Annotated in this window: 12 protein-coding genes; 1 reads left to right on the top strand and 11 read right to left on the bottom strand. The window is 47.5% G+C overall.

The genetic code is table 11. The features are described 5' to 3' along the window. The coding region (locus tag G519_RS0135820) for an integrase core domain-containing protein (RefSeq protein WP_029196968.1) at positions 1-257 on the top strand (257 nt) is incomplete at its 5' end. A 299-nt stretch (positions 258-556) separates the two neighbouring features. Here G519_RS0135820 and G519_RS0135815 read toward each other — a convergent pair. The 11 genes from G519_RS0135815 to G519_RS46230 form a co-directional block, all read right to left on the bottom strand. Then, a complete protein-coding gene (locus G519_RS0135815) occupies positions 557-1486 on the bottom strand; it encodes an EamA family transporter (RefSeq protein ID WP_036635147.1) in 930 nt (309 codons plus the stop codon). A 106-nt stretch (positions 1487-1592) separates the two neighbouring features. Continuing rightward, on the bottom strand, positions 1593-2522 hold the full coding sequence (locus G519_RS0135810) for a nucleoside hydrolase (RefSeq protein WP_029198685.1): 930 nt from the start codon (positions 2520-2522) through the stop codon (positions 1593-1595). A 17-nt stretch (positions 2523-2539) separates the two neighbouring features. Further along, a complete protein-coding gene (locus tag G519_RS0135805) occupies positions 2540-3487 on the bottom strand; it encodes a nucleoside hydrolase (protein WP_051253996.1) in 948 nt (315 codons plus the stop codon). An 11-nt stretch (positions 3488-3498) separates the two neighbouring features. Then, complete coding sequence (locus G519_RS0135800; RefSeq protein WP_029198683.1) at positions 3499-4440, bottom strand: nucleoside hydrolase; 942 nt, start codon at positions 4438-4440, stop codon at positions 3499-3501. Between the two features lie 15 nt (positions 4441-4455). Then, on the bottom strand, positions 4456-5427 hold the full coding sequence (locus tag G519_RS46235) for an ABC transporter permease (protein WP_051253994.1): 972 nt from the start codon (positions 5425-5427) through the stop codon (positions 4456-4458). Further along, positions 5428-6486, bottom strand: a complete 1059-nt coding sequence (locus tag G519_RS0135790; protein WP_029198682.1) for an ABC transporter permease — start codon at positions 6484-6486, stop codon at positions 5428-5430. Next, positions 6483-8030 carry an ABC transporter ATP-binding protein gene (locus tag G519_RS0135785; protein WP_029198681.1) on the bottom strand — a complete coding sequence of 516 codons (1548 nt, stop codon included), beginning with the start codon at positions 8028-8030 and terminating at the stop codon, positions 6483-6485. Before G519_RS0135785 ends, G519_RS0135790 begins: the two co-directional genes overlap by 4 nt. Before the next feature lie 26 nt (positions 8031-8056). After that, a complete protein-coding gene (locus tag G519_RS0135780) occupies positions 8057-9121 on the bottom strand; it encodes a BMP family lipoprotein (RefSeq protein ID WP_029198680.1) in 1065 nt (354 codons plus the stop codon). 20 nt (positions 9122-9141) lie between these two features. Beyond that, on the bottom strand, positions 9142-10068 hold the full coding sequence (gene rbsK / locus G519_RS0135775) for a ribokinase (protein WP_029198679.1): 927 nt from the start codon (positions 10066-10068) through the stop codon (positions 9142-9144). Then, the gene (locus G519_RS0135770) at positions 10058-11065 is read right to left on the bottom strand and encodes a LacI family DNA-binding transcriptional regulator (RefSeq protein ID WP_029198678.1); all 1008 of its coding nucleotides are present in this window, start codon (positions 11063-11065) and stop codon (positions 10058-10060) included. The genes rbsK and G519_RS0135770 overlap by 11 nt, the downstream gene beginning before the upstream one ends. 258 nt (positions 11066-11323) lie before the next feature. Further along, positions 11324-11549, bottom strand: a 226-nt coding sequence (locus G519_RS46230; RefSeq protein ID WP_036635141.1) for a transposase, incomplete at its 5' end; no start/stop codon positions are given.

Genomic DNA, 11549 nt, shown 5'->3' with positions numbered 1-11549 from the left:
CGATCGAGCACGAGCGCATACCGCCCAAGACCCCCAATATGAACGCATACATTGAGTCATTTCATAGCATTATTGAAAGAGATGTGTACACAAAAGAGTACTTTGAAACGTTTGAAGAAGCTTACCAAAGAGTACACACATACATTGAATTCTACAACCAACGGCGTTTCCACGGAAGTCTGCACAAAATGAGTCCAAGCCAGTACCATGCAGCTTGGGAAGCTAAAAAATTAGAAGCCGTAGAAATTGCGCTTTAGTGTGCTAGAGAAATGAGAAGCTGCGAGAGCGAGAGCATTTAGCAGCTAGACTCCATAATTAAGGGGCCGAACCGTTTCCATCCTGAAATTAAAAAAAGACCGAAAAAGCCTGCACAATCACAGGAATTTTCGATTATGAGCTATTTAAAGAAAAAAAGCATGTACAATTGCAGGCTTACCACAACCACAGTCACTCCTTCTCCTTAAAATTCGCTCCAACCCAAAATATATAAGTTCTGAAATGAAATAAAGGCGAACACGAAATCTTTACGATTTCGAGTCCACCTCTTTAGAAATGATCACGCACCTACATTTGCGCCGATAACTACGGATTTACCCTTCTTGCGCTTCATAAGCTCAGGAAGGGCAATACCGAACATCGTGATCCCCACGCCAAGCCATTGCAGCCAGTTGACGGACTCATTCAGCACGACGTAGGACATAATGACGGCCGTTGGCAGTTCAGCCGCACTCAAGATGGTTGCTAGTCCGCCGCCAATGCGTGGTACACCAATTGCATAGAACAACGGCGGAATGACAACGCCGAATAGAGCTAACAGCAGCGCCCAAGGAAGAAGCGCCTCATGCAAAGATCCGTTGAAAAGAAAATGCGGTGGAAATACTAACATGACGAGAATAAACGAACCCGTCAGCATAATCGCACTTCTTGTGATTGGTGCGACTTGTTTGGCTGTTTTCCCGCTGAACCAGATGAAGAGCGCATAGGTAACAGCAGCCAACAAGCCAAGGGTAACACCTATCCAGGATATAGCCTCCTGGCCCCCACCCAAATAACCGCTTGCCATAATAATCCCAACAAACAAGATAACGAGTGATAGAATCTTGTCCTTACCGGGACGTTTGCGCTCGACGATTGCCTCCAGCAGGATGCCCATCCATGTAAATTGGAACAATAAGATAATAGCGAACGAAGCCGAAATATACTGTAGAGCCGCATAGTATAGCATTCCCGTTAAGCCTGTCGTCGTTCCTACGGCCATGAGCGAGAGAGCTTGCCTCTTTGTTACTTTAAATGTAGGCGACCCTGTAGACTGCTTGGCGGATTTCGCGGTCACGAATACCAAGAGCCACAGCATTATCACACCAAATAGGTTTTGGCTCCCGACGACATCGCCGACATTGAAACCAGACTCGTAAGCTTTCTTTACAAAAGTAGATAATAAACCGAAGCTGCATGCCCCAGCTAAAACAAATAAAATGTATTTCATGATGCCTCCCTGCGAAAAGAAAAAAGCGGACTGTGTGCCCAGTCCGCCACGTTTCGTTATTATGCCATTATATATAAATCTTATGAAGAAATCGAGCCACTTCCATTTAAACTACTTTACTGAGAAAGTGTTCCAAGAAGCGCTCAGCGTCTACTTCCAAACAAACATCCATGTTAGGCTCGTTTGCAGGCTTGCTTCGCAGATCACCAACTGTTCGGCCTAATGAGTGGAAACCATCGAGATCGACCCGAACATACAGGGGTTTCGTTTTGACGAAATCCGGATTAATGGCCACACCAACCGCAAGCGGATCGTGAAGACCGCAGCCATCGATGCCTGGATAGAAATCTTCATAAGCATCGATATAGAAATCGGTCATATCCGCCAATAAGGTACTGAGAGCTGTCTGCTTGTCCCGCCATACCTGAACGTCTTTCTTCGGAAGCAGCGTCTCCATCGTTACGTCAAGGCCTACGAGTGTGATCGGGATACCGGAGGCGAACACATAATCCGCCGCTTCAGGGTCAGCATAAATGTTTGCTTCCGCATGCGGAGTCACATTACCCGCTCGGGTTACAGCCCCTCCCATTACAACCACCTTGTCCACTAAGCCCACAATATCAGGAGCCTGCATGATCGCTAGCGCCAGATTCGTCATCGCTGCAACCGTAATAATCGTCACTTGATGCGGTTTACTCCGTACCTGATCAATAATAAATTGTGGTCCGTATTGCTTTGATGCTTCTCGTGTAGACATATCTGTCAGCGTGTTCCCAATGCCGTCTTCGCCATGAATATGGGTCGCACTCGCTTTTACCCGGCTAACGAAAAGCGGCTTAGAAGCTCCCGGAATAACGGGAACTGAGCTATCCAAATGTTCCAGAACTAGCAGCGTATTGCGGGTCGCTTCTTGAACTGTAACGTTGCCGAAGCAAGTCGTCACCCCCAGTAATTCCACTTCAGGGGAATTCACCGCGTAGCTTATGGCAAGCGCATCATCAATGCCTGTATCAACATCCAAAATAATCGGTTTCATCTAAGTTTCTCCTCTCGTTAGCTCTTTAATGTGTTGATGAAATAATCAAGAAACCGCGGGCTGTTGACTTCAAACGCCACTGCTGTATTCGTAACCGGTACCGTTCTGCGGAAATCCGCTAATGTAGCTCCGTAGGACATGGTCCCTTTTGTCTCAATGCTGATATAAAGATCTTCCGTCGTGACAAGGTCCGGATAAGCAGCTACTGCAACCGCAAGCGGATCATGCAGAGGTGCGCCGTAGAAACCGTTCTGCTTGTCGTACGCGCCAAAATAAAACTGGAAAGCTTCACCGATATAAGCGGCTGCTCTTTCATTGCCTGGAGCAGGCGAATCCATTAATAACCGGCGGTGCTCCTCGCCAATAACCGTCTTCATCGTTACATCTAATCCGACTAGCGTAATCGGGATGCCAGATTCAAACACACGATGCGCAGCCTCAGGATCGCCGTAGATATTTGCTTCGGCAACAGGTGTCACGTTGCCAGGCACTTTCACCGCGCCGCCCATGATAACAAGTCGCTTCACCTTGGAAGCGATGGAAGGATCTTGTGCGAGTGCGATAGCCAGGTTCGTCATTCGGCCCACGAACACTAGCGTTAGCTCGTGAGGGTTTTCATTTACTTTACGAACGATGAACTGAGCGGCGCTTTCCGCAATGGCTTTCCCTTTGGGCTGCGGCAGCTCGCAGTTCCCGATACCGTTATCGCCGTGGATATGCGTGACAGGACCGCGCCAGTCGCGGAACAGCGGTTTAGCCGCGCCCATAGCCACCGGAACTTCGTAATCAACACCCGAAAGCTCAATCACTTGCAGTGTGTTGCGAGTGGCTTGCACGACATCCGTATTACCGAACACAGTTGTAATTCCTTCTACTTTGATATGTTTCGTTTTCAGGGCAAGCAAAATCGCCATGGAATCATCAATACCTGTATCAACATCAAGAATCATGCGAACGTTTTGCAATGTATTCACCTCTATGTGTAGTTTTTCAAAGTTTGAATAAGCATGTTCCAAAATTTATCTTGGTCAAGTGTGAAAGCCACATTTACATTAGGCTCCCGACCTGTGACACCCAGCAAATCAACAACCGTCATGCCGTACGTATGCTCACCTTTTGTTTCAATATCAACCCGCAGCTTTCTCGTTCCGAATGCCGTGGGATCAATACAGTAAGCGACGCAGCAAGCATCATGAATCGGAGCGCCGGCAAAACCGAAAACTTCTTTATACGTATGGGCGAAAAAACCCAGAAGTTCATGAACAAAATGAGAAACCCGGTTATCCACATCGAGAATTCGTTGATGAATTTCATCCGTCACGATCGCTTGATGCGTTAAATCCAGCCCCATCATCGTGATGGGCACGCCGCTCTCAAAAACAACCTTTGCCGCTTCCGCATCCACGTAAATATTGAATTCAGCAGCAGGTGTTGTATTGCCGAACGTTCCTCCACCCATGATGACGATCTCTTGTATTTTAGATAAAATAGCAGGTTCTTTGCGCATCGCCAGAGCAATGTTCGTGAGCGGCGCGACCGGAACCAGCGTAATATCTCCGTCTGATTCCATCAACTTGCGAATAAGAAGATCAACGGCATGTTCCTTCTCCACAGGCTTACTTGGATTAGGCAGATTAGGTCCATCCATGCCAGAGTCGCCATGAATGTCGGCTGCTGTCTGACGCACACGTATAAGCGGCTGTCCCGCCCCTTTGGCCACAGGAATGTGCGTTATGCCTGCTAACTCGCATACTTTAAGTGCGTTGACGGTCGTTTTCTCGACCTCAGCATTGCCTGCCACCGTCGTAATGGCAACCAACTCCACGTGCGGATTTGCCCCTGCCAGCAAGATCGCGATAGCATCATCGTGCCCCGGATCGCAATCAATAATAATTTTTCTTTTCACATTAGTTTCCATCGTTCGCTCCTTTTCTTAAGCCGCAGCGATTTTCACTGCGCCTTCGGCTTGCGCCCTCAGCGCATCGTTCAGCTTTTTCTTCTTGCGAATAGCAAAGAATACAAGTGCTGCAATGGTTACAAGATAAGGAATCATTTGGATAAATTGACTCGGAACTTTACTGCCCGGAATCGTTTGGACAACGGTAGCAATCGCGCTAGCTAAACCGAAGATCAGCGAGCCGAACAAGATGCCAACTGGATTGCGGTTTCCGAGTAAAACGACGGCAAGTGCCAGGAAGCCTGTGCCTGCAGTCATATCTTTAACGAACATACTCGTCATGCCCATCGATAAGTAAGCGCCAGCTAAACCCGTAAACAATCCGCTCCAAGCAAGCGCTGAATATTGAATGCGATTGACAGAAATACCGAGCGATTTGGCCGCTTGCGGCGCCTCGCCAACGGAACGTAGGTGAACACCGTAGGGTGTTTTGTACAGAATGAATACACATAACAGTACAGATAAGAAAGCGATCCAGGTCATGAGACTGTGCCCGCTAAGCAGCTTATTCAAGAAAGGAATCGTATCAATAAACGGAATTCGAACAACCGGAATATTGTGTAATCCAGTAGGTGAGTAGTTGCCTGTCACTCCGAAAATTTTGTTCATAAGGAAAATCGTCAAGCCCGAACCCAAAATATTCACGGCAAAACCGGTAATGATTATATCTACTTTCAGTTTGAGTGAGAAGAACCCCATCCCGTAACAAATGAGCATGGAAGAAGCGACTCCTGCAACCAAACCGAGAATCCAACTGTCCGTTACAGATCCAACGGCAATGGCGCTAAACGCTGAGATTAGCATCAAACCTTCCAAACCGATATTGATGACGCCTGCGACATCGGCGATAAGCCCGCCCAAAGCCGATAGCAGAATCGGTGTTGTGAATCTGAGCAGTACAACAAATAGAGATAAGTCGATAATTTGACCCCAAAGAGCTGATAGCATCTAGTTCACCGCCTTTTGCCGCAGGACGAATTTTTGTTTCAAATAAGCAAAGATCGCTTGCGAAGAAACGAACAAGACCAACATAACTTGAATAATAATGGCCAGCTCACGCGGCATATCGCTCCCAACTTGCATGGATGCAGCACCCACTTGAAGATAAGCATAGAACAAACTAACAGCCACTACGCCAATCGGATGATTTCTTGCGAGCAGAGCAATGATAATCCCATCAAAGCCTAATCCAGACGAGAAATTATCTTTATATGTGCCGTGTACTCCCAGAATTTCAACAATCCCAGCGAGTCCAGCAAGCGCTCCGCTAATCATCACGCTTACAATCACAACACGTTTCGTTGAAATACCGCCGTAATCGGCGAATCGGCTGTTTTTACCTACTAAGCGCAGCTCATACCCCGATCTCGTTTTGTACATAAAGAGATACACGACAGCAGCTGCCAGCAGTGCGATGATCACACCATAGTGTGCCGGGAAACCTGCGAATATTTTGCCCAACTTTGCACCTGCATCCACATAATGCATGCGAGCAAAGCCGCCGCTAGCTGGATCTTTGAATACGTTGTTAACCAAGTATGAGGTGGTCAAAATTGCAACGAAGTTCATCATCAGCGTGGTGACAATCTCGTTCGCATTCCATTTTGTCTTGAGCCAGCCTGGGATCGCGCCATAGAGTGCTCCGCCAACCATTGCACATATGAGAACCATGGGAAGCAAAATCCAAGCCGGTAATCCGTGCACATAAACAGCGACTAGAGAACCTACGAATGCCCCAACATACAGCTGACCTTCTGCCCCCATGCTGAATACGCCACTTTGAAAGACAACAGATAGCGCCAATCCCGTCAAAATCAGAGGAACGGCTTTATTCAAAATGGTGCCGATATTGAACGCTCCTGAAAGCGGACCGCCCAGAAAAGAACTGATCGCCTCAATCGGATGTTGGCTGGAGAACAAGATCACGATGAATCCGCAAAGGATCGCCATGACAGCTGCGGCAATGATACCTGTGATTTCCAAATAGATAGCTTGTCTTGTATTCATTGGAGCGCCTCTTTCCTTTCTTGATTCTTGATCCCCAGCATGTAATAGCCGAGTTCCTCTTCTGTCAGCCCGTCATGATTATCAAGAACGGCCACTATTTTCCCATTGTACATAACGGCAATGCGGTCGCTTAAGCCCATGACTTCCGATAATTCAGCAGAAACGAGCAGTACGGCTGCGCCCCCATCCCGCCTTTTGATAATCTCACGATGGATAGATTCGATGGCTCCGATATCGACACCACGGGTTGGCTGCGATGCGATCAGAAGCTTCGGATTTTTCGAAATCTCCCGGGCGATCACCACTTTTTGCAAGTTCCCCCCGGATAAAGCTCCGGCCATCACGTCTTCGTTTTGAGCGCGCACGTCATAAACATCCATCATTACTTTTGCAAATTCCTTGATTTTCTTTTTATTCAGAAATGGTCCCCGTCGAAATTCAGGATTCCGGTAATGGTCAAGAATTAAATTTTCAGCAATCGTCGAGGTTAAACTCGCTCCTGTCGTTTGCCGATCTTCCGGTACGTGCCCGATTTTCATCGCGCGGATTTGTGCGACGCTTTTTCCGATCAGTTCCTCACCCAAATAGTTGATTGCACCTGACGTTGCTTTTCGCATACCCGTGATCGTTTCGACCAGCTCCGTTTGTCCGTTTCCTTCTACCCCTGCGATTCCTACAACCTCGCCAGCCCGAATCTCGAGCGAAATACCCCGAAGCGCCGGTGATCCCTTGTCATCAGAAGCGAACAGATTCTTAGTTGACAATACGATTTCTTTCGGTTCGGAAGGCTGCTTTTCGACGCGGAACAAGACTTCCCTGCCAACCATGAGTCTCGAAATTTCTTCTGGATTCGTTTCTTTGGTGAGCAGTGTCGTGATCGTTTTCCCTGCCTTAAGCACCGTAACACGATTGGATATTTCCATCACTTCACGCAGTTTATGCGTAATGAAAATGATCGTATATCCTTGTCGCACCAGCGTTTGGATCGATTCAAACAGTTCATCGGTTTCCTGCGGTGTTAAGACTGCCGTAGGTTCATCAAGAATAATGAGGCGTGCACCGCGATACAGCACCTTGATAATTTCCACACGTTGTTTTTGCCCAACGGATATCGTTTCAACCGTCGCACGAGGATCAACCTTCAATTTGAAAGTTTCAATCAATTTCTCAATTTCGGAAAGCTCCTTAGCACGATCTCGTAAGAGGGAGAAAAGCCCTTTGACGGGCTCCTCGCCAAGCACAATGTTTTCAGAAACCGTGAGCGAGGGGACAAGCATGAAATGTTGATGCACCATGCCCATCCCTTGCTTTATCGCATCTTTCGGTCCTTGGAAGCGAAGCGGTTGGCCTTTATACAGGATGGAACCGCTAGTCGGTGCCTCAAGTCCGAACAATATTTTCATGAGCGTCGATTTGCCAGCCCCATTCTCGCCGACTAACGCGTGAATCTCGCCCTCATGTATCGTCAAATCCACACCACGGTTCGCCTTCGTACCATTGGGGTAAGTTTTATGGATGTCTTTCATCTCCAGCAAAATAGCCATGGATACGTTTCCCCCTCGTTACCGGCTTATTTCAAAGTGGTTTGAACTTTGATTTCGCCTTTGTTTAACTTCTGCTCGATATCCGTGATCTTATCTTGTATAGCTTTAGGAACATGTTTGTTGTACAATTCGTCTTTCGCCAAGCCTACGCCGCCTTCTTTAATACCTAATACTTCATTCTTCCCAAATCCTAGTCTATCTTGGCTGAACAAAGTCAATGCACGTAGAACTGAGTTGTCAATAGCTTTCACCATGGAAGTTAACACACTGCCCGGATACAGACCGTTTTGGTTGGAGTCTACACCGATCGAATATTTTCCTAAAGAATTACCCGCTTCCAGAAGGCCAAGTCCAGCTCCTCCGGCTACGTTGAATGCGATATCTACTTTTTGCGAATTATACTGAGCTAATGCAAGTTCTTTACCCTTGGGAGCGTTTGCAAAGTCACCAACATAAGAAGCGACAACTGTAATTGCAGGATCCACGTATTTCGCGCCTTGCTCATAGCCTGCTTTAAAGTCATTAATAATCGGAATGTCCATACCGCCGATAAAGCCGATCACTTTTTCTGGATTTGCACCTTTCAATTCAGTGCTTGTCGTAACCAATGCGGCAAATGCTCCTGCCATAAAGGAACCTTCATTTTGCGAGTAAGTCATGGAGTACACATTCGGAAGGCCTGTAATGGCTTCATCGAAGAAAATAAACTTCTGTTTCTCGTAACGCTTCGCCACATCTTTGATGATGTCCGTCATTTGGCTTGTCCCAAGGACGATTACGTCATATTTCCCGCTGGAAGCCAGTGATTCCAAACCTGAAGGCCAGTCAGCTTGGTTCGTGCCGCCTTCAACGGTTTTCACTGTCATGCCAAGTGTTTCACCAGCTTGCTTCACGCCTCTTTGTGCAGAGTCGAAAAATCCTTTATCTCCAAGCGTTCCGTTCACGAAGTAGACCGCATTGATTTTCTTGCCCGCAGCAGGTGTACCTGCTGCTCCTGGCGTGCTTGTCGATGTGTTGGATTTCCCGCAACCTGCTAAGAACACCAATACGGACAATAACAATAATGCAGTGATTCCCAATCTTTTTCTCATAGCTTAAATCCCCCTTAGGATTATCTTATTGGTTGGTTAAGTGTTTTTAAATCTTCCTGAGTCGGCATGCCGGCTTGTGCACCGAGCTTTGTTACAGACATTGCAGACACCTTACAGGCGAAAGCTACCGCCTCTTTCAACTCATTGCCCGCGGCCAGCGCATAGGCTAGTCCGCCATTGTAGGCGTCACCCGCTCCAGTCGTATCAACAACAGGAACACGGTAAGCCGGAACTTTCACTAGTGTTTCTCCTTTGCGCAGAAAGGCAGAGCCTTCCTCACCGAGCGTCGTTATGACACAGCTCGGTCCCATCTCAAGCAGCGCTTCCATAGCTGTCTGCAGGTGATCGCCAGATGCATCGATGCCCGTGAGCGTCGCTAGCTCTAAGCGGTTCGGCGTTATATAGTCCACGCATTTCAGCATGGCCTCCGGCAGCTCGCGCGCAGGTGCTGGATTCAGAATAACTATCTTGCCTAACTTCTTCGCTAACTGGCAAACGGCCGAAGCCGTTTCAAGCGGAATTTCCAATTGCACGAGCACGATATCATGCTCCGCGATGACTTGCTCCACGGCTTGAATATGTTCTGGCAAACAGCTTGCGTTTGCCCCCGGAACGACTACAATCTGATTGTCTGATTCGGCAAGCATGATGGAGGCGATACCTGTCGGGGTTCCCGCGATCCGAATGACGTGATCTGTGGAAATCGCATCCTGCTGAAGCGATTCAATGAGCGATTGTCCGAACATATCGTCTCCCACGGAGCCGATCATCGTCGTCTGACCGCCTAACCTCGCAGCAGCTACGGCCTGATTCGCGCCTTTACCGCCTGGTATAAAGTGGACATGCTCGCCTGTTAGTGTTTCTCCAACACGCGGAAATCGAGATGTTTCCACTACAATGTCCATATTCAAGCTCCCGATGACCACAATACGGGGTTTATTCATCATTTCTTTTCCTTTCTGTCGAACCTCTAGGTATGAGCGTCACATCAAACAGATGTGTCTGCTCTTCTTGGATGTCGCCTTCAATCTTTTTGATCAGTAGCCTCGTAGATAGCATGCCCATATCGTAAATAGGTTGGGCAACCGTTGTAATTTCCGGTTCGACGATGAGTGTTAAATCGATGCCGTCAAACCCGACCAACGCTACTTGATCCGGTACGCGCAGCCCCAAACGTTGAAGCTTCTTCAGCGCCCCGACAGCCATTGTGTCGTTGCCGGCGAAAATACCGTCGATATCCGGATGACGCTGCATCAAATTCTCTACGGCGGCCATCCCGCCATCTACGCGGAAGTAGCCGGGCTCTACCAGACTCGGTGAGTACCAAGGAAGATGCTTCACTGATTGTTCGTATCCTATGAACCGTTCTCTTCCCGTCACCGTCTCTTGCGGACCATAAATGTGGGCAATCTTCTTGCAGCCCACATCCATCAGATGCTGCACAGCCATCTGGGCTCCTTCCAAATGCTTCGAGCTCACGATGGAGCAGGAAGCATCTCGCGGCGCTCTGTCGAGCATGACAAGCGGAATCTTTTCACTTTTTAGCGCTTCTACATCATCAGAGCGAAGGTTGTAAGAGGCGAACAAAATGCCATCCACATAACGCTGCTTCAGTACCTTAATGTACGTTTGCTCCTTGTCCGCCTGATTGTCCGAGTTACACAAGATAACCGTGTACCCATACATCCTTGCCACATCTTCAACAGCTCTGGCCAGTTCAGCAAAGAATGGATTCGTAATATCGGGAAAGATAAGAGCGATCGTCCCTGTTTTCCTTCCCGCCAGCCCTCTCGCTATCGCGTTAGGCTCATACTGCAGCGTCTTAATCGCTTGCTCCACTCTTAGCTTGGTATCTTCGTTAACATACCCATTTTTGTTGAGAAAACGGGAAATAGTTGCTACCGAAACCCCAGCCAATTTCGCGACATCTCTAATCGTTACCACTTGTTACATCCCACTCCTAATGATGCGAGCAACCAAATTCACAAACCAATTTAAACCAAGTAGGGAAACGGTTACACATATCCGATATTTTCCTATTTCTCTATTATTATCAGTAATTACTTAGAAAATTATCACCGGAACTCTTGATGTATGAAACAATGTGTAACCGGTTACATGTTTTCCGTTTTTATTATATCTTCACTTTTAAAAAAGTGTCAAGAAAAAAATGGCTCAACCTCAAAATCAGTGCTTGAATATTTAGCTTGAAAGTCGATGACGATTACATTCAACTAAAATGCCCGCTTTGTATCGATCTGGGTTACGCAAGAAATAATGACGTCGTTGAAATGCTTTAATACGGTTATGACGACCTTCTACAGTAGCATTTGTCCAACGGCAATGGTGGTAATTGAGGATTTCATCCTGCCAGTTACGCATCGTTTTCAGCGCACTTTTGACAGCTGTGTGAGCGATTTGTTCACCC

The sequence above is a fragment of the Paenibacillus alginolyticus DSM 5050 = NBRC 15375 genome (assembly GCF_000422905.1).
GTDB lineage: Bacteria > Bacillota > Bacilli > Paenibacillales > NBRC-103111 > Paenibacillus_E > Paenibacillus_E alginolyticus.
This window is presented reverse-complemented; position numbering and strand designations above follow the sequence as displayed.

Excerpts from the sequence above, each read along its gene's own strand:
- G519_RS0135790 (WP_029198682.1), bottom strand. The coding sequence starts at position 6,486 with ATGAATACAAGACAAGCTATCTATTTGGAAATCACAGGTATCATTGCC.
- G519_RS46235 (WP_051253994.1), bottom strand. The coding sequence starts at position 5,427 with ATGCTATCAGCTCTTTGGGGTCAAATTATCGACTTATCTCTATTTGTT.
- G519_RS0135810 (WP_029198685.1), bottom strand. The coding sequence starts at position 2,522 with ATGAAACCGATTATTTTGGATGTTGATACAGGCATTGATGATGCGCTT.
- G519_RS0135800 (WP_029198683.1), bottom strand. The coding sequence starts at position 4,440 with ATGGAAACTAATGTGAAAAGAAAAATTATTATTGATTGCGATCCGGGG.
- G519_RS0135815 (WP_036635147.1), bottom strand. The coding sequence starts at position 1,486 with ATGAAATACATTTTATTTGTTTTAGCTGGGGCATGCAGCTTCGGTTTA.
- rbsK (WP_029198679.1), bottom strand. The coding sequence starts at position 10,068 with ATGATGAATAAACCCCGTATTGTGGTCATCGGGAGCTTGAATATGGAC.
- G519_RS0135780 (WP_029198680.1), bottom strand. The coding sequence starts at position 9,121 with ATGAGAAAAAGATTGGGAATCACTGCATTATTGTTATTGTCCGTATTG.
- G519_RS0135785 (WP_029198681.1), bottom strand. The coding sequence starts at position 8,030 with ATGGCTATTTTGCTGGAGATGAAAGACATCCATAAAACTTACCCCAAT.